The sequence below is a fragment of the Pseudomonas pudica genome (genome assembly GCF_015680405.1).
Classification (GTDB): Bacteria; Pseudomonadota; Gammaproteobacteria; order Pseudomonadales; family Pseudomonadaceae; genus Aquipseudomonas; species Aquipseudomonas pudica.
The window spans coordinates 1-18,742 of sequence record NZ_JADLJS010000054.1 but is presented as its reverse complement, the minus strand read 5'-3'; the positions used below and the strand labels follow the sequence as shown (position 1 = coordinate 18,742).

Annotated in this window: 17 protein-coding genes; 1 reads left to right on the top strand and 16 read right to left on the bottom strand. The window is 61.5% G+C overall.

The window, feature by feature from the left end:
- Positions 1-124: 124 nt before the first annotated feature.
- The 9 genes from sucD to sdhC all read right to left on the bottom strand — a co-directional run bounded on the left by sucD (position 125) and on the right by sdhC (position 11,459).
- On the bottom strand, positions 125-1,009 hold the full coding sequence (gene sucD / locus IRZ77_RS23900) for a succinate--CoA ligase subunit alpha (RefSeq protein ID WP_004376004.1): 885 nt from the start codon (positions 1,007-1,009) through the stop codon (positions 125-127).
- Positions 1,009-2,175, bottom strand: coding sequence for an ADP-forming succinate--CoA ligase subunit beta (gene sucC, locus IRZ77_RS23895; protein ID WP_003254205.1), 1,167 nt, complete (start codon positions 2,173-2,175; stop codon positions 1,009-1,011). Before sucC ends, sucD begins: the two co-directional genes overlap by 1 nt.
- Before the next feature lie 172 nt (positions 2,176-2,347).
- A complete protein-coding gene (gene lpdA / locus IRZ77_RS23890; RefSeq protein WP_013973439.1) occupies positions 2,348-3,784 on the bottom strand; it encodes a dihydrolipoyl dehydrogenase in 1,437 nt (478 codons plus the stop codon).
- Positions 3,785-3,877: 93 nt separating this feature from the next.
- On the bottom strand, positions 3,878-5,098 hold the full coding sequence (gene odhB / locus IRZ77_RS23885; RefSeq protein ID WP_085601275.1) for a 2-oxoglutarate dehydrogenase complex dihydrolipoyllysine-residue succinyltransferase: 1,221 nt from the start codon (positions 5,096-5,098) through the stop codon (positions 3,878-3,880).
- Between the two features lie 42 nt (positions 5,099-5,140).
- Positions 5,141-7,972 carry a 2-oxoglutarate dehydrogenase E1 component gene (locus IRZ77_RS23880; RefSeq protein ID WP_046615100.1) on the bottom strand — a complete coding sequence of 944 codons (2,832 nt, stop codon included), beginning with the start codon at positions 7,970-7,972 and terminating at the stop codon, positions 5,141-5,143.
- 246 nt (positions 7,973-8,218) lie between these two features.
- Positions 8,219-8,923 carry a succinate dehydrogenase iron-sulfur subunit gene (locus tag IRZ77_RS23875; RefSeq protein WP_011534752.1) on the bottom strand — a complete coding sequence of 235 codons (705 nt, stop codon included), beginning with the start codon at positions 8,921-8,923 and terminating at the stop codon, positions 8,219-8,221.
- 11 nt (positions 8,924-8,934) lie between these two features.
- Positions 8,935-10,707, bottom strand: coding sequence for a succinate dehydrogenase flavoprotein subunit (gene sdhA, locus IRZ77_RS23870; RefSeq protein ID WP_046615099.1), 1,773 nt, complete (start codon positions 10,705-10,707; stop codon positions 8,935-8,937).
- A gap of 3 nt (positions 10,708-10,710) precedes the next feature.
- Entirely contained in the window at positions 10,711-11,079 is a 369-nt protein-coding gene (gene sdhD / locus IRZ77_RS23865; RefSeq protein WP_003254214.1) for a succinate dehydrogenase, hydrophobic membrane anchor protein, read from the bottom strand.
- The gene (gene sdhC / locus IRZ77_RS23860) at positions 11,073-11,459 is read right to left on the bottom strand and encodes a succinate dehydrogenase, cytochrome b556 subunit (protein WP_012315350.1); all 387 of its coding nucleotides are present in this window, start codon (positions 11,457-11,459) and stop codon (positions 11,073-11,075) included. The genes sdhD and sdhC overlap by 7 nt, the downstream gene beginning before the upstream one ends.
- Before the next feature lie 352 nt (positions 11,460-11,811).
- Between sdhC and gltA the strand changes: the two genes are divergently transcribed.
- Positions 11,812-13,101 (top strand): citrate synthase, encoded by a 1,290-nt coding sequence (gene gltA / locus IRZ77_RS23855; RefSeq protein WP_016711651.1) that lies wholly within the window; start codon positions 11,812-11,814, stop codon positions 13,099-13,101.
- 238 nt (positions 13,102-13,339) lie between these two features.
- On the opposite strand, the gene IRZ77_RS23850 is transcribed toward gltA, so the two are convergent.
- From IRZ77_RS23850 to IRZ77_RS23820, 7 genes are all read right to left on the bottom strand, one after another.
- The gene (locus tag IRZ77_RS23850) at positions 13,340-13,945 is read right to left on the bottom strand and encodes an START domain-containing protein (protein WP_075045846.1); all 606 of its coding nucleotides are present in this window, start codon (positions 13,943-13,945) and stop codon (positions 13,340-13,342) included.
- 33 nt (positions 13,946-13,978) lie between these two features.
- Complete coding sequence (locus IRZ77_RS23845; RefSeq protein WP_046615097.1) at positions 13,979-14,233, bottom strand: YkgJ family cysteine cluster protein; 255 nt, start codon at positions 14,231-14,233, stop codon at positions 13,979-13,981.
- A gap of 130 nt (positions 14,234-14,363) precedes the next feature.
- Entirely contained in the window at positions 14,364-14,855 is a 492-nt protein-coding gene (locus IRZ77_RS23840; protein ID WP_046615096.1) for a hypothetical protein, read from the bottom strand.
- A 63-nt stretch (positions 14,856-14,918) separates the two neighbouring features.
- A complete protein-coding gene (locus IRZ77_RS23835) occupies positions 14,919-16,358 on the bottom strand; it encodes an aminotransferase-like domain-containing protein (protein WP_046615095.1) in 1,440 nt (479 codons plus the stop codon).
- A 294-nt stretch (positions 16,359-16,652) separates the two neighbouring features.
- Complete coding sequence (locus IRZ77_RS23830) at positions 16,653-17,465, bottom strand: OmpA family protein (RefSeq protein ID WP_046615094.1); 813 nt, start codon at positions 17,463-17,465, stop codon at positions 16,653-16,655.
- Positions 17,462-17,815 carry a DUF4398 domain-containing protein gene (locus IRZ77_RS23825; protein WP_135002833.1) on the bottom strand — a complete coding sequence of 118 codons (354 nt, stop codon included), beginning with the start codon at positions 17,813-17,815 and terminating at the stop codon, positions 17,462-17,464. The genes IRZ77_RS23830 and IRZ77_RS23825 overlap by 4 nt, the downstream gene beginning before the upstream one ends.
- A gap of 9 nt (positions 17,816-17,824) precedes the next feature.
- Complete coding sequence (locus tag IRZ77_RS23820; protein WP_196174525.1) at positions 17,825-18,646, bottom strand: substrate-binding periplasmic protein; 822 nt, start codon at positions 18,644-18,646, stop codon at positions 17,825-17,827.
- Between the last annotated feature and the right edge of the window lie 96 nt (positions 18,647-18,742).

Sequence of the window (18,742 nt, the reverse complement as noted above, 5' to 3'; positions counted from 1 at the left end):
CAAACCCATCGAAAAATCCATGTTGCCTGTACCCGCGAAGAGGCCGGCACAGGAATACCCAAACCCCGGAAACGACAAAGGCCACCCGAAGGTGGCCTCTGTGCGCGTGGGGGGTGTAGCAGTATTACTTCTTGACTTCCCAGCCAGTCAGCTCGGCCAGAGCCTTGCCGATGTCAGCCAGGGAACGCACGGTTTTCACGCCAGCGTCCTGCAGGGCGGCGAACTTCTCGTCCGCAGTGCCCTTGCCGCCGGAAATGATGGCGCCAGCGTGGCCCATGCGCTTGCCCGCAGGTGCGGTAACACCAGCGATGTAGGAAACGACAGGCTTGGTGACGTTGGCCTTGATGTAGGCCGCAGCTTCTTCTTCAGCCGAACCGCCGATCTCGCCGATCATGACGATCGCTTCGGTCTTCGGGTCTTCCTGGAACAGCTTCAGGATGTCGATGAAGTTGGAGCCCGGGATCGGGTCACCGCCGATGCCGACGCAGGTCGACTGGCCGAAGCCGGCGTCGGTGGTCTGCTTCACAGCTTCGTAGGTCAGGGTGCCGGAACGCGAAACGATACCAACCTTGCCTGGCAGGTGGATGTGACCTGGCATGATGCCGATCTTGCACTCGCCCGGGGTGATGACACCTGGGCAGTTCGGGCCGATCAGGGTCACGCCCAGTTCGTCGCACTTGACCTTGGCATCCAGCATGTCCAGGGTAGGAATGCCTTCGGTGATGCACACGATCAGCTTGATACCGCCGAAGGCTGCTTCCAGGATCGAGTCCTTGCAGAAAGGAGCCGGAACGTAGATGACCGAAGCGTCAGCGCCGGTAGCTTCCACAGCTTCTTTCACAGTGTTGAACACTGGCAGGCCCAGGTGGGTGGTGCCACCCTTGCCTGGGGTTACGCCGCCGACCATCTTGGTGCCGTAGGCGATGGCCTGTTCGGAGTGGAAAGTGCCCTGCGAGCCGGTGAAGCCCTGGCAGATGACTTTGGTGTCTTTATTGATCAGGACGCTCATTACTTGCCCTCCGCAGCTTTGACAACTTGTTGAGCAGCGTCGGTCAGGCTGGTTGCCGCAATGATGTTCAAACCGCTTTCTGCCAGTACTTTAGCGCCCAGTTCGGCGTTGTTGCCTTCAAGGCGAACGACGACCGGAACTTTCACGCCGACTTCTTTCACTGCACCGATGATGCCTTCGGCAATCATGTCGCAGCGAACGATGCCGCCGAAGATGTTGACCAGAACGGCCGCGACATTGCTGTCGGACAGAATGATCTTGAACGCTTCGGTAACGCGCTCTTTGGTAGCACCGCCGCCAACGTCGAGGAAGTTGGCCGGCTTGCCGCCGTGCAGGTTGACGATGTCCATGGTACCCATGGCCAGGCCGGCACCGTTGACCATGCAGCCGATGTTGCCTTCGAGGGCAACGTAGTTCAGTTCGAACTTGGCAGCGTGGGCTTCACGGGCGTCGTCCTGCGACGGGTCGTGGAAGGTTTTCAGCTTAGGCTGACGGTACATGGCGTTGGCGTCGATGTTGATCTTGGCATCGAGGCAGTGCAGGTCGCCGTCGGCCTTGATCACCAGCGGGTTCACTTCCAGCAGGGCCAGGTCGTGATCCTTGAACAGCTTGGCCAGACCAACGAAGATCTTGGCGAACTGTTGAACTTGCTTGCCTTCCAGGCCCAGCTGGAATGCCAGCTCGCGACCCTGGAACGGCTGAGCGCCGACCAGCGGGTCGATGGTGGCCTTGAGGATCTTCTCAGGCGTTTCGTGAGCGACTTTCTCGATGTCCACGCCACCTTCGGTGGAAGCCATGAACACGATACGGCGGCTCGAACGATCGACTACAGCGCCCAGGTACAGCTCTTTGGCGATGTCAGTGCAGGATTCGACCAGAATCTTGGAGACGGGTTGACCGTTGGCATCGGTCTGGTAGGTAACCAGATTCTTGCCCAACCACTGTGCAGCGAACGCCTTGGCGTCTTCTTTGCTGCGAACCAGCTTGACGCCACCCGCCTTACCGCGACCACCCGCGTGAACCTGGGCTTTTACCACCCACTCGTTCCCGCCGATCTTGTCGCAGGCTTCTGCAGCTTGCTCAGGGGTATCGACAGCGAAACCCTTGGAAACTGGCAGGCCGTATTCAGCGAACAGCTGCTTACCCTGATACTCGTGAAGATTCATGCTTTTTACCGTCTTCGTTAGGTACTGCGCTTCGGCGCTGCGCCATCACTGGCGCCGCACCACCTGTGACCGTTGACCCCGGGTTTTCCCGTGTGATCCGGTCCGGCGGACTTTCCGCGGTGAGTCATGCACGCAAGACTCACGACGGGCAGCCCGCCGTGGTTTCTTATAATTAACGCTTCTTACGGTTGGCCACGTGAATGGCGCCGCCATTCACTGCCAGCGCTGCTTCATGCAACGCTTCGGACAGGGTCGGATGGCTGAAGACCATCATGCCCAGATCCTCGGCACTGGTGCCGAATTCCATAGCGATTGCGCCCTGCTGCACCAGTTCGGCAGCCGATGGGCCAATCACGTGTACACCCAGGACGCGGTCGGTCTTGGCATCGGCGATGACCTTGACGAAACCACCGGTGTCGTTGGCGGCCATCGCACGGCCGCTGGCCGCGAACGGGAAGGTGCCCACGTTAACCTCAACGCCTTCGGCCTTCAAGGCCTGTTCGGTCTTGCCGACCCACGCGATTTCCGGGTGGGTGTAGATGACCGAAGGGATCAGGTCGTAGTTCATCTGGGCCTTGTGGCCCTTGATGCGCTCGACCACCATGATGCCCTCTTCCGAGGCCTTGTGGGCCAGCATCATGCCGCGTACCACGTCACCGATGGCGTACACGCCTGGCACGCTGGTAGCGCAGTAGTCGTCGACGAAGATGTAGCCACGCTCGTCGATGGTCACGCCGCTATCGGCAGCCAGCAGGTCGGTGGTCACCGGGCGACGGCCGACCGCGACGATCAGCTTGTCGAAGGTGATCTTCTGCTCGCCGTTGGCGTCGGTGTAGGTCACTTCGACTTCGTTGCCATTGACTTTCGAGCCGGTAACGCGCGCGCCCAGCTTGATGTCCAGGCCTTGCTTGGTCAGGGTCTTCTGGGCTTCTTTCGACACGGCGGTGTCGGCAGCCATCAGGAAGGTGTCCAGGGCTTCCAGGACGGTGACTTCAGCACCCAGGCGAGCCCATACCGAACCCAGCTCCAGGCCGATCACGCCAGCACCGATAACGCCCAGGCGCTTCGGCACGGCCTGGAATTCCAGGGCGCCGGTGGAGTCGACGATGACGTTCTGGTCGACCGGAGCCGGCGGAATGTCGATCGGGCGCGAGCCGGAAGCCAGGATCACGTTCTCGGCTTCGATGACTTCGGTGGTGCCGTCAGCCTTGGTGACTTCGACTTTCTTGCCGGCCAGCAGCTTGCCATGGCCCTGGATCGAAGTGACGCCATTGGCCTTGAACAAGGTGGCAACGCCACCGGTCAGGTTCTTGACGATGCCAGCCTTGCGGCCAACCATCGCGGCGACGTCCATCTTCACTTCGCCAGTGGAGATACCGTGGACGTTGAAGCTCTCTTTGGCTTCCTTGTACTTCCAGGAGCTGTCCAGCAGCGCCTTGGAAGGGATGCAACCTACGTTCAGGCAGGTGCCGCCCAGAGCCAGTTTGCCCTCGGCGTCGGTGTACTTCTCGATACAGGCAGTCTTCAGACCAAGTTGTGCGGCCTTGATGGCAGCCACATAGCCGCCAGGACCTGCACCAATCACCACTACGTCGAATTTCTGGGTCATAAAAGATTCCTTATCAGCTACAAGCTACAAGCCGCGAACCGCGCGGCATGGCTTCCTGCGAAGCCAGGGCCGGCACGGTACGCAGCCAGAGGGTTAGATGTCCAGCAGCAGGCGAGACGGATCTTCCAGCAGGTTCTTGATGGTGACCAGGAAGGTTACCGCTTCCTTGCCGTCGATCAGGCGGTGATCGTACGACAGCGCCAGGTACATCATCGGGCGAATCACTACCTGGCCATTGATGGCCATCGGGCGCTGGATGATGTTGTGCATGCCGAGAATGGCGGCCTGCGGCGGGTTGACGATCGGGGTCGACATCATCGAACCGAAGGTACCACCGTTGGTGATGGTGAAAGTGCCGCCGGTCATCTCTTCGATGGCCAGCTTGCCGTCACGGGCTTTTTTGCCGAAGGTGGCGATGCCGTTCTCGATTTCCGCCAGGCTCATCGACTCGGCGTTACGCAGTACCGGCACCACCAGGCCACGGTCGCTGGACACGGCAACGCCGACGTCGGCGTAGCCGTGGTAGACGATGTCGTTGCCGTCGATCGAGGCGTTGACAGCCGGGAAGCGCTTCAGGGCTTCGGTGGCGGCCTTGACGAAGAACGACATGAAGCCCAGGCGTACGCCGTTGTGGGTCTTCTCGAACAGGTCCTTGTACTTCGAACGCAGGGCCATGACCTCGGTCATGTCGACTTCGTTGAAGGTGGTCAGCATGGCCATGCTCGACTGGGCTTCGACCAGACGCTCGGCGATCTTGGCGCGCAGGCGGGTCATCGGCACACGCTTCTCGGTGCGGTCGCCAGCGGCAACGACAACCGGGGCGGTAGCGGCAGCGGCAGCAGGCTTGGCAGCTGCAGCTGGCGCCGACTTCTTGTTGGCGACGGCAGCGACGACGTCTTCCTTGGTGATGCGACCACCTTTGCCGGTGCCGGCAACGGTAGCCAGGTCGATGCCGTTCTCTTCAGCCAGCTTGCGCGCGGCCGGGGCGGCAACCGGGTCTTCTTCGCCAGCGTCCGCAGCAGCGGCAGCCGGGGCAGCAGCGGCCGGAGCGGCAGCTGGCGCAGCGGCGGCAGCACCGCCTTCAACGATCGAACCCAGCACTTCGTCGGACAGGACGGTGTCGCCCTCGCCCTTGACGATGGCGCCCAGCACGCCGTCGGCGGTGGCCAGCACTTCCAGGACGACCTTGTCGGTCTCGATGTCGACGATCAGCTCGTCACGCTTGACGGCATCGCCCGGCTGCTTGTGCCAGGTGGCAACGGTGCCATCGGCAACCGATTCCGGGAAGGTTGGGGCTTTGATCTCGATAGCCATTATCTGTGTTTCCTTAAATTCGGTTTCAGGTGCGCGAAGGCGTTAGACAGTGAACGCGTCTTGCAGCAGTTTTTCCTGCTGTTCGGCGTGCATCGAGGCGTAACCACAAGCAGGCGCGGCAGACGCGTCGCGACCGGCGTATTCCAGGACCAGTGCCTTGTTGTGGCGGCCCAGGATACGGCGCATGTGGTGCTGACTGCTGTACCAGGCGCCCTGGTTCATCGGCTCTTCCTGACACCAGACCGCATGCTTGAGGTTGGTGTACGGCGCCAGGATTTCCACCAGGTCGTCCTCAGGGAACGGATACAGCTGCTCGATACGCACGATGGCGATGTCTTCGCGGCCTTCGGCACGGCGTTTTTCCAGCAGGTCGTAGTAAACCTTGCCGCCGCACAGGACCAGGCGTTCGACCTTGGCCGGATCGAGGCTGTCGATTTCCGGGATCACGGTCTGGAACGAACCTTCTGCCAGGTCTTCCAGGGTGGAGATGGCCAGCTTGTGGCGCAGCAGCGACTTCGGCGTCAGCACGATCAGAGGCTTGCGCAGCGGACGGATGACCTGGCGACGCAGCAGGTGGTAGATCTGGGCCGGGGTGGTCGGTACGCAAACCTGGATGTTGTGCTCGGCGCACAGCTGCAGGTAACGCTCCAGGCGCGCGGAGGAGTGCTCCGGGCCCTGCCCTTCATAACCGTGTGGCAGCAGCATGGTCAGACCGCACAGGCGGCCCCACTTGTGCTCGCCGCTGGTGATGAACTGGTCGATCACCACTTGCGCACCGTTGGCGAAGTCACCGAACTGGGCTTCCCAGATCACCAGCGCGTTTGGCGTGGTGGTCGAGTAGCCGTATTCGAATGCCAGTACCGCTTCTTCCGACAGGAAGGAGTCGTACAGCTCGAACCTAGGCTGGCCCGGGAACAGGTTCTTCAGTGGTACGTAGGTGCTGGCGTCCTTCTGGTTGTGCAGCACCGCGTGACGGTGCGAGAAGGTGCCACGGCCGATGTCCTGGCCGGTCATGCGGATCGGGTGACCTTCGAACTGCAGAGTGGCGTAAGCCATGGTCTCTGCGTAACCCCAGTTGATCGGCAAGCCACCGGCCTGCATCTTCTGGCGGTCTTCGTAGATCTTGGCGACCTGGCGCTGAACGACGAAGCCTTCCGGCAGTTCCAGCAGCTTGGCCGACAGTTCCTGCAGGGTCTTGAGGTCGAAGCGGGTGTCGTGACGCGCGGTCCAGGCATGGCCCAGATACGGACGCCAGTCGACGAACAGCTCGCGGTTCGGCTCCTTGACCAGGCTCTTCACCACGTGCAGGCCATTGTCCAGCGCGTTGCGGTACTCGTCGATCTTGGCCTGGGCGCGCTCGGCATCGATGCGACCGGCCTGGATCAATGCCTCGGCGTACAGTTCACGCGTGGTGCGCTGCTTGCTGATCTGCTGGTACATCAAAGGCTGAGTGCCGTTCGGCTCGTCGGCCTCGTTGTGGCCGCGACGGCGGTAGCAGACCAGGTCGATGACCACGTCACGCTTGAACTGCATGCGGTAGTCGATGGCCAGCTGGGTCACGAACAGCACGGCTTCCGGGTCGTCGCCGTTCACGTGCAGGATCGGCGCCTGGATCATCTTGGCAACGTCGGTGGCGTACTCGGTGGAGCGCGCGTCCAGCGGGTTGCTGATGGTGAAACCAACCTGGTTGTTGATCACGATGTGCACGGTACCGCCGGTCTTGAAACCGCGGGTCTGCGACATCTGGAAGGTTTCCATGACCACGCCCTGGCCGGCGAATGCTGCGTCGCCGTGGATCGAGATCGGCAGTACCTTGTCGCCAACGGTGTCGTTGCGGCGGTCCTGACGGGCGCGCACCGAACCCTCGACCACTGGCGAGACGATTTCCAGGTGGGACGGGTTGAACGCCATGGCCAGGTGCACTTCGCCACCCGGGGTCATCACGTTCGAGGAGAAGCCCTGGTGATACTTCACGTCACCGGAGCCCAGCTCGTTCATCTTCTTGCCTTCGAACTCGTCGAACAGCTCGCGCGGGTTCTTGCCGAAGGTGTTGACCAGAACGTTCAGGCGGCCACGGTGGGCCATGCCGATCACGACTTCCTTGGTGCCGTAGGAACCGGAACGCTGGATCATCTCGTCCAGCATCGGGATCAGGCTCTCGCCGCCCTCGAGACCGAAACGCTTGGTGCCTGGGTACTTGGTGCCCAGGTACTTCTCAAGGCCTTCACCAGCGGTCACGCGCTCAAGCAGGTGGGCCTGCACGTCAGCGGAAAACTCCGGACGGCCGCGCACGCTTTCCAGGCGTTGCTGGAACCAGCTGCGCTGCTCGGAATCGACGATGTGGGTGAACTCGGCGCCGATGGTGCGACAATATGTCTTCTGGAGCGCCTCGAAGATCTCGCGTAGGCTCGCCTCCTCTTTGCCGATGAACAGGTCGCCGGCACGGAAGGTCGTATCAAGATCGGCATTGGTCAAGCCGTAGTGATTGATCGACAGGTCTACAGGCGCAGGACGCTGCCACAACCCCAACGGGTCGAGCTTGGCAGCCTGATGGCCGCGCATACGATAGGCCTGGATCAGTCGCAGAACTTCAACCTGCTTCTTCTCGTGTTCACTGCTCACGCTCCCGGCGGATACCGGTTGGGCGCGGCGCTGGTTCTTTGCCAGCAGTACGAAATGGTCGCGGATTGTCGAGTGCGATACATCGGTAGCGGTGCTGCCGTCGGCGGGCAACTTCTGGAAGTAGGTGCGCCACTCTTCTGGCACAGCGTTAGGGTCGTGCAGGTAGAGCTCATAAAGCTCTTCCACATATGCAGCGTTACCACCTGAAAGGTGGGCGCTTTCCCACATGCGCTGCATCACGCTTTCTTGCATGCTTGGTCACCCTCGGTTAGGGGACTGATCGGCGAGAGCCACAGCAAACCTGGAAAAGTCCGAATACAGCGACTGAACCACGCCACTTGGATCCTGCTGATTTTCCGGGTACCAGCCCGGAAAGCCCCTGCTGGTCTCATATCTTCATAGGTAATGAACGCGGGCTTTGTGGGCCCTTGTTCGGGTTTTACCTCAGTGCGGGCTCACCACCCGCACCTCGGCTTACTGCAGGTACAACACTTTGTATCAGGTGCCGCTTTGCAGCAGCATGTTACGTACGTGACCGATTGCCTTGGTCGGGTTCAGACCTTTCGGGCAAACGTTGACGCAGTTCATGATCCCGCGGCAGCGGAATACGCTGAACGGGTCATCCAGGGACGCCAGGCGCTCCTGGGTCTTGGTGTCACGGCTGTCGGCCAGGAAGCGATAGGCCTGCAGCAGTGCGGCCGGGCCCAGGAACTTGTCCGGGTTCCACCAGAACGACGGGCAGGAAGTCGAGCAGCAAGCGCACAGGATGCACTCGTACAGGCCGTCCAGCTTGTCGCGATCTTCCGGCGACTGCAGGCGCTCGATGGCCGGTGCCGGAGTGTCGTTCTGCAGGAACGGCTTCACCTTCTCGTACTGCTTGTAGAAGATGCTCATGTCGACGACCAGGTCACGAATGACCGGCAGGCCCGGCAGCGGGCGCAGAATCAGCTTGTTGCCCTTCACCACCGCCGACAGCGGGGTGATACAGGCCAGGCCGTTCTTGCCGTTGATGTTCATGCCATCGGAACCGCAAACGCCTTCACGGCACGAGCGACGATAGGAGAAACCTTCGTCCTGCTCCTTGATCAGTGCCAGCACGTCCAGCACCATCAGATCCTTGCCGCCGGTATCGACCTGGAAGGTCTGCATTTTCGGCGCCGAATCGGTGTCCGGGTTGTAACGATAAACTTCGACTTGCAACATAGCGGCCACCCTTAGTAAGTCCGGACTTTTGGTTCGAAGGCTGGAACAGTCTTCGGCGCAAAGTTGACGCCACGCTTGGCGACGCGCTTCTCACCCGGGTAGTACAGGGTGTGGCACAGCCAGTTTTCGTCGTCACGGTCTTCGTAGTCTTCACGGGCGTGAGCGCCGCGGGACTCTTTACGGGCCTCTGCCGCGATGGCGGTAGCTTCGGCGACTTCCAGCAGGTTCTGCAGCTCCAGCGCCTCGATACGCGCGGTGTTGAAGGCCTGGGACTTGTCGTTGATCTTGACGTTGGCGATACGGTCACGCAGACCGGCCAGTTGCTCGATACCCTTCTGCATGTATTCGCCAGTGCGGAATACACCGAAGTAGTTCTGCATGCAGCTCTGCAGCTCGCGCTTCAGGCTGGCAACGTCTTCACCAGTGGTGCGCTCGTTCAGCTTGTTCAGGCGGTTCAGGGCAACATCGACGTCGGTGTCGCTGGCGTCGCGGTATTCCACGCCTTCGGTCAGCGCCTTCTCCAGGTGCAGACCGGCAGCACGGCCGAACACCACCAGGTCCAGCAGCGAGTTGCCGCCCAGGCGGTTGGCACCGTGTACCGATACGCATGCCACTTCACCTACGGCGAACAGGCCAGGGATGATCTGGTCGTTGCCTTCGGCGTCCATGGTGATGGCCTGGCCATGAATGTTGGTGGCAACGCCGCCCATCATGTAGTGGCAGGTCGGGATGACCGGTACCGGTGCGACCACAGGGTCGACGTGGGCGAAGGTCTTGGACAGTTCACAGATACCTGGCAGGCGGCTGTGCAGCACTTCCTCGCCCAGGTGGTCCAGCTTCAGCAGTACGTGGTCCTTGTTCGGGCCCACGCCGTTGCCGGCGATGATTTCCTTGACCATGGAACGGGCGACCACGTCGCGGCCGGCCAGGTCTTTCGCGTTCGGCGCGTAACGCTCCATGAAGCGCTCGCCGTGGGCGTTGATCAGGTAGCCACCCTCACCGCGGCAACCTTCGGTGACCAGTACACCGGCGCCGGCGATGCCGGTCGGGTGGAACTGCCACATTTCGATGTCCTGCACCGGCACGCCGGCACGCAGGGCCATGCCCACGCCGTCACCGGTGTTGATCAGGGCGTTGGTGGTGGAGGCGTAGATACGGCCGGCACCGCCAGTGGCCAGCACGGTGGCCTTGGACTTGATGTACAGGGTTTCGCCGGTTTCGATGCAGATCGCGATCACGCCAACGAATGCGCCGTCCTGGTTCTTCACCAGGTCAACTGCGTAGTACTCGTTGAGGAAGGTGGTGCCGGCTTTCAGGTTGCCCTGATACAGGGTGTGCAGCAGCGCGTGACCGGTACGGTCGGAAGCGGCGCAGGTACGGGCAGCCTGGCCACCCTTGCCGAAGTCCTTGGACTGGCCACCGAACGGACGCTGGTAGATACGACCGGTTTCGGTACGCGAGAACGGCAGGCCCATGTGGTCCAGTTCGAAGACCGCAGCCGGGCCTTCCTGACACATGTATTCGATAGCGTCCTGGTCACCGATGTAGTCGGAGCCCTTGACGGTATCGTACATGTGCCAGCGCCAGTCGTCGTTCGGGTCGGCCGAAGCGATGGCGCAGGTGATGCCGCCCTGGGCGGATACAGTGTGCGAGCGGGTCGGGAAGACCTTGGTGACCACGGCAGTCTTGTGGCCGCCTTGAGCCAGCTGCAGCGCTGCGCGCATGCCGGCACCGCCGCCACCGATGATGATGGCGTCGAAGGAAATGGTTGGAATGCTAGCCATGGATCAGATACCCCAGAGAATCTGCACACCCCAGACGAAGTAAGCGAACATCGCAACGCCGCATACCGCCTGGAACAGGAAACGAATCGCAGTTGCCGACTTGCCGAACGACATTGGCGTCAGGTAGTCGGTCGCAATGGTCCACATGCCGACCCAGGCGTGAGCGCCCAGGGCAACGAGGGCCAGCAGACTGAAGATCCGCATCGCGTTGTTGGAGAACAGACCATGCCACTGGGTGTAGTCGATGCCTGGGTGGGCGACCACGTAGCCGATCAGGAAGAGGAAGTAAGCCGCGAGAACGACCGCAGAAACGCGCTGCGCCATCCAGTCATAGAGGCCCGAACGCGACAGGTTCGTGACATTGGTTACCATACCCAAACTCCCACCAGAACGATCAGCACCACGGAGATGACGATCACGATTTTCGAGCCCAGCTTGCCGCCTTCCAGCGTCTCACCGATGCCCATGTCCATGATCAGGTGACGTACACCTGCCACGAGGTGATAAAGCAGGGCGGATAGCAGGCCCCAGGTCACGAATTTGGCCAGCGGGCTGGTCAGACACGCCTTCACCTCACCAAAGCCTTCCTCGGAACCCAGCGACTTGCCCAGTGCATAAAGCATGATGGCAAGGCCGAGGAACAGGATGACGCCGGAGATACGATGCAGGATGGACGTGTACGCAGTGACGGGGAGCTTGATGGTCCTTAGGTCTAGGTTTACAGGTCGTTGGCTTTTCACGGCTTTTTTCACACTGAAGAGCCCCTAGCGAATCAGGGCAAAGTTGTTGGTAAGTGTACTGGTCAGGTACCCACCACCCAGGGAACGGCGACCCCCAGCAGTTCGGGCTTGCAAGCCCCTGGCGGTCGGGTTGCGAGTATAGACAGTTAGGCTGCTTATGACAACGTGACGGGGTAGCCCAAATAGCGCATTGCCTTTAACGCACAAAAGGCGTAAATGGGCGAGAATTTCGCGAAAAATCAGGCCTCAATGCCTGTTTCAACAAGCCTTTAGGCAAATTGACATCTGAATTTATCCCTCTATAGTGGTGCGGGCCCTGCGTGGGGGGTCTGTCTGATGATTTCAAGCATTAATAGGAGGCCACATGGCTGACAAAAAAGCGCAGTTGGTCATCGAGGGCGCTGCCCCCGTCGAGCTGCCCATTTTAACCGGCACCGTTGGTCCTGATGTAATCGACGTCCGCGGGTTGGGGGCCACTGGTCACTTCACCTTCGACCCTGGTTTCATGGCGACTGCCTCGTGCGAGTCGAAGATCACCTACATTGACGGCGACAAAGGTATCCTGCTGCACCGCGGCTACCCGATCGAGCAGCTCGCCGAACAGTCCGACTACCTCGAAACATGCTACCTGCTGCTCAACGGCGAACTGCCGAACGCCGAGCAGAAGGCCCAGTTCGTCAGCACCGTGAAGAACCACACCATGGTTCACGAGCAGCTGAAGTCCTTCTTCAACGGCTTCCGCCGCGATGCCCACCCGATGGCGGTGATGTGCGGCGTGGTCGGCGCCCTGTCGGCGTTCTATCACGACTCCCTGGACATCAATAACCCGCAACACCGCGAAATTTCCGCGGTGCGCCTGGTCGCCAAGATGCCGACCCTGGCCGCGATGGTTTACAAGTACTCCATGGGCCAGCCGATGATGTACCCGCGCAACGACCTGTCGTACGCGGAAAACTTCCTGCACATGATGTTCAACACCCCGTGCGAGATCAAACCGATCAGCCCGGTGCTGGCCAAGGCGATGGACCGGATCTTCATCCTCCACGCCGACCACGAGCAGAACGCCTCCACTTCCACCGTTCGCCTGGCCGGCTCGTCGGGTGCCAACCCGTTCGCCTGTATCGCCGCCGGTATCGCCGCACTGTGGGGCCCGGCCCACGGCGGTGCGAACGAAGCAGTACTGACCATGCTCGATGAAATCGGCGACGTTTCAAACATCGACAAGTTCATCGCCAAGGCCAAGGACAAGAACGACCCGTTCAAGCTCATGGGCTTCGGTCACCGCGTGTACAAGAACCGCGACCCGCGCGCCACCGTGATGAAGCAGACCTGCGACGAAGTACTGCGCGAGCTGGGCATCAAGAACGACCCACAGCTGGAACTGGCCATGCGCCTGGAAGAGATCGCCCTGACCGATCCGTACTTCATCGAGCGCTCGCTGTACCCGAACGTCGACTTCTACTCGGGGATCATCCTCAAGGCGATCGGCATTCCAACCAGCATGTTCACCGTGATCTTCGCCCTGGCACGTACCGTGGGCTGGATCTCGCACTGGAAAGAAATGCTCTCCAGCCCGTACAAGATCGGCCGCCCACGCCAGCTGTACACCGGCGAGCAGAAGCGCGACATCGTTGCGCTGCAGGACCGCAAGTAAGCTTCCATAGCCGAACGCAAAAAGGCTGCCCTCGGGCAGCCTTTTTTATTTCTGCTCGACGCAATGCGGTTTTGTGGGAGCGGCCTTGTGTCGCGAAAGGGGCGCGGAGCGGCCCCGGGGATCTTAGGCTTACCGCAATATTGCCGGGGCTGCTCCGCAGCCCTTTCGCGACGCAAGGCCGCTCCCACAAGAAGCAGCCCCCACCAGGGCCGCCACCTCACAAAGCCGACACAATGCCTCAGTTTTTCTCAGCCCGCTCCCGCAACCCTTTCAGGGTATTGAACGGTGCATCCACCACGAACTTGTTGGCCACCATCGCCGGCACGCTACCACCCGGCTCGGTGTGCACCTGATAGGTCACTTCCGTGCTGTCACCCTTGGGCACCAGCTTCCAGAAGCCTTCGACCTTCGCCACCCGCACAAAGCCCTTCTCTTCCGGGACGTAGGTCGGCTCTTCCTTCAGGTTGCGCACCAGGCTGCCATCAGCCCCCTTGACCGTGGTCACATGCAATACCGAGTCCCGCGGCGTCACCGGCCATGGCGTGTTGAACTGGGTGTAGGTCCAGCTCTGGTCACCCTCATGCTTGAGCAGCTTCTGCGACTTGCATTCGTGAATCCATGCACAAGCCCCGACCACGTCCTCCTGCAACGCCTGCACCTTGGCCAGCGGCGCCTTGATCACGGTGACGCCTTGATAGGCCTTGTACTTGGAACCGGCCACTTCACTGAGGGAAACCTTGATCCCCTCCTCGTCCTTGGCCACCTGCCAGTTTTCGGCCCAGGCCGCAGGCGACAGCAGAACACCCATGCCACACAGCAGAGCAATACGCTTGAACGATCTCATCATGTTTATCCTTGTTGTCGAAGATCCAGCCTGTCACGCCGCCGTCATCTGCTCCCACCAACCAAGAATCCTGATGGCCTCGTCACGGTCATTGCCGCACACCTCGACATCCGCCTTGAAACCGCCACACACTGCCGGCCGCTCGGGTTTACCGAACAGGTCGCAGAGGTTGTCGACAGTCAGGTGCAGGCAACGCTCGCCAGCCGGCTTGCCATTGGGCATGCGCGGCATCGCAGAGGTGATGGACGGGGCGATGCAGCAGGCACCACAACCCTCACGGCAATTCATGGCTATTCACCAAAATCAGGACTCCCTGGAACAAAACGGGACGAACGTCCCTGGATAGTAACCGCTCAAACAGGCGTTTGAAATTGCTGGCATGATGAAATCTGCCGTGACCCGGCAGTCAGTTCACCTGCTACTGGCGGTACTCGAAATCGATGGCCGCCCCTTCCACGTCGCGACGGCTGTCGTTACGCAGCTGCAGCTGCATTTCGTTGCTGATCAACCGGCCATTGAGCTGGAACGGGCTGTCGCTAGCCTCCGGCTTTTCAGTGAACATGGGTGGCAGCAAAGGTTTGCGTCGCTGTATCGGCGAGGGGCTGCCCACATTCGGCTCAAGGTTATCGACCATATCGGCCGGCAGGCTGAGGTCGAGCCTTGCCTTGGGTAGCGGCCGGGCAACCTCCTTGCTCACCGGCTTGCGTGCGGGCCTGGCGTTTCTCTTAACGGCTTTTTTTGCCGCCTGTTTGTGCGCAGGCCTGGCTGCAGCCTTCTGCACCGGCTTGGCTTTCTGCACCGGTTTGGCCGCCTGCGCCTGGCCTGCCGGTTGCGCAGCCTGGGCGACACCGGCCAGGCTGCAGAGCGATACAAGGCACAAGATCAAGGCAAAACGGCGCAAAGCATTCATGGCAAATGGACAGACTGGCAGGAAAAGTACCTATGCTCCCTGTTCCACGGGCGCGTGGCAAGCCTACAGAAGCGCCGCTGGCTCTCGACACAATTGCTGGGCCAGCAACCCGAGAGTGATCACCGCGCGCTCCGCTTCCTTGTTCCAGGGTATACCGCAATTGAGGCGTATGCAGTGGTTGAACTGCTCGGTGTTACTGAAGATCAGCCCCGGCGCAATACTTATGCCCTGCTCCAGCGCGCGGACATGCAGCTCCTGGGTATTGACCCGCCCCGGCAGGCTCACCCACAGGATGAAACCGCCCGTCGGCCGGGTCATCTGGGTACCCTCGGGGAAGTGCTGCTGCACCGCCAGCTGGTAGGCACTGAGGTTCTTGCGGTACTCCTGGCGGATGTAACGCAGGTGCCGGTCGTAGCCGCCATTCTCCAGGTAGGCTGCCACACCCATTTGCGTCACGCTGCAGGCCGAGTGAGTGGTGAAGGTTTGCAGGCGCTGGATTTCGTCCTGATAGCGCCCGGCGATCATCCAGCCAACGCGCACGCCGGGGGACAGGGTTTTGGAAAAGCTCGAACAATAGATCACCCGGTCCAGCCGGTCGAATGCCTTTAGCGCCTTGGTCTTGCCCTGCTCGAACATCAGCTCGCCATAGATGTCATCCTCGACGATCTGGATATCGAAATCCGACGCCAGGCGCAGCAACTGCTTCTGCCGCTCTTCCGGGACAGTGCCACCCAGCGGGTTGCTGAGGCGAGCGGTCAGGACCAGGGCCTTGATCGACCACTGGTTGGCCGCCAATTGCAGCGCCTCGAGGCTGATGCCGGTGGACGGGTCGCTGGGAATCTCGATCACCTTCAGGCCCAGCAGGTCGGCCAGTTGCAGCAACCCATAATAGGTGGGCGATTCGGCGGCGATCAGGTCGCCGGGGCGAGTCAGCACGCGCAGCGACATCTGCAGCGCGTCGACACAGCCATGGGTCACGATCACTTCACGCGGGTCGACCAGAACACCGGCATCACGCATGCGGATGGCGATCTGCCGGCGCAGCGGCTCGAAACCGGGGCTGAACATGTAGCTGAAGGCACGCGGGCTGTGGAAGCGCGTGACCTTCGCAATCTGCTGGTGCAATGCACGGACCGGCAGGTAGTCGACATGCGGCACAGCAGCGCCGAACGGGAACACGCCATCACGGCGAGCCTCGGTCAGTACCTGCTGGATGATACTGGCGCGGGTGACCAGCCCGGGGCGCTCCACCCGGGCGATGTCCGGGGTCTGCGCGGTCAGGGCCGGGGTCTGGTGCACATAGTAGCCGGACTGTGGCCGCGCACGGATCAGCCCCTGGTCCTCGAGATTGGCATAGGCCTGCAGCACCGTGGCGTGGCTGACATTGAGCTGGGCACTCATCTTGCGCACGGAGGGCACCCGCTCGCCTGGCTGGTAGACACCACGACGGATGTCATCGGCCAGTTGCTGGGCGATACGCTGGTACAACAGCAGGTTGGTCATGGCTGGCTCTCGACGCGCGGACGGGCTCGTTGTTCTTGTGTGGCTCACTGACGGTAGAGGATACCGTAACAGTTGCAAAGTGTACTGGGACAGATCGCAGGATAGTCAACAATACAGTTGCGTGACAGCCATAGAAACGATCAAGCCCGGGTAGCCCGACGAAAAGCGGGGCCGCTTTGCGGCCCATCGCAGGCAAGCCAGCTCCCACAGGTGATGCACAGGGCTTGAGGTCAATGCGTCAAGGTGGGGGCTGGCTTGCCGCGATGGGCTGCGAAGCAGCCCCTTTCACATGATTCAGCGTGCTGGCGCCAGCTTGCCCTTGTCATCGGAGAACACGATTTCGACGCGGCGGTTCTGCGCCCTGCCCCGCTCCGAGGCGTTGGCCTCGATCGGGTACTGGTCGCCATAACCCTCGACCTGCAGGCGCTTCTCGTCGATGCCCAGGTCTACCAGCATGTCGGCTACGGCCTGCGCGCGATCACGAGACAGCTTCAGGTTGTCCTCGGCCGGGCCTGTGCTGTCGGTATAGCCTTCGATCCGCACCACCCGGCGCGGGTTGAGCTGGAGGAACTGCACCAGCTTGAGCACGGTACGGCTCGCCGAGTTCTTCAGGTCGGCGCGACCGGTGTCGAACAGCACGTCACCCAAGGTCATCACCAGACCACGGTCGGCCTGCTCCGAGGCCAGCGCGGCGATCTGCGACTCGACCCACTTGCCCTGCTGCTGAACACTGGCCAGCTTGGCCTCGCGCAATGCCAGCTGCAGGCGCTGGCGCTCCAGGTCGAGCTTGGCCTGGCGCTCCTGATTCAGCGCCAGCTTGGCATGCTCGCTGGCAATTTCGCTGTAACGCTGGCTCAGGTATGCGTAATGGCGAACGTCGGCACCCGTGCCGATGTAGCTGGACAGGCGCTCGGCGCGGGCCAGCGACTCACCTGCGCGAATCACGTCACGCGGTGCGCTGCGCAACACATTGGAATCATCCTTGACCTTCTGGAAGGCTGCGGTGGCTTCATCCAGCGCTGCGCTGCTGCGCTGGCTGGCGCAACCTTGCAGACCTGCCGCCAGCGCCAGCACTGCCAGCGCGGCCAACGGCATGCGACGGATCATGGCTGCACCTCCAGCTGCTTGCGCAGGCGCTTGACCCGCGACTGCAGCAGCTGCAATTGCTCTTCGCTCTTCTGGTTCAGCACCTGGGCCTCGGCCAGGCGCGCATCCAGCTCGGCCTGCTCGGCACGCATACGAGCATCGCGGTAGTCTTCGGTGAGCATGTTGGTCTTGGCCCGGGCCAGCTTGTCTTCAGCCAGCTTGAGCGCATCGACCTGCTCGGTGGCACCGACGGCCCTGGCCTGCTCCAGTGCCTGTTCGGAAATGCGCATCTGCTCGTTAGGTGCCGGATCGCTGGCGCAGCCAGCCAGGCCGAGCACGGCCAGGGCAAGGATTAGTGGTTGGGTTCTCACGCAATCTTCCTAGTGTTTGGGGGCGTCCGTCGGCATCTGCAGCTGCGCTTTCCAGCGCTCGACATTACGTTGCAGCACGGCCTCGGACGCACCGGAGATCGGCAATTCTGTCAGTTTTTTCGCCAATTGCCCACGCAACCAGCTGTCATTGCAGGCCGAATTGTGCGACACGGCCAGGTACAGGCCCGGCCGATCCACCGGCAGGCCTCGGGCGATCAGGTCATTGCTCATGCCCAGGCTCTGCGCCATGGCCATGCCCGAATAGCGGCCAGCGAGCACATAATCCACCTGGCCGAGCACCAGCTTCTGGAACGCCTGGGTCAGGTTCTGTGCCGGCACCAGTTTCAGCTGTGCCTTGGCGAAGGCGGTAAAGGCCGGGGTCAGCCGCGCGCGCTCGGACAAACTGCCCTGGTACTGGGCCAGGTCAGCCGGGCCCTCGAAGGCCAGTGTCGCGTCGTGGCGCGTCCACACCAGGTATTCATTGAGCTGCAGGGGTGGGTGGATGTAGTCCAGAGCGGTCAGTTGCTCCACCTGCATGGGGGTATCGAGCAGCAGGTCCATCCGCCCGCTACGTACTTCTTCCAGCGCCTGGTCACGACGGCCGGCGCTCAGCACCTCCACCTTCACACCCAGCTCGCCAGCCACCTGGCGAAGCAGGTCGACATTGGCGCCGATCAGGTGTTTCGGGTCGTTCGGATCCTGCCACGAATAGGGCGGCGCATCAGGGCTACCGGTCGCCACCAGGCGTTCGCACTTGCCTGCCGCCAAGGTCAGCGGCGAAACCAGCACCGCCATGCATGCCAGCACCCTGCCTGCTTTGCGCAGCACCATTACTCACTCCTTGTATTGCTTTGCCCGGCCCAATCGCCGGCAAGCCAGCTCCCACAGGTACAGCACCGCCCTTGAGAACTGCGCTGTACCTGTGGG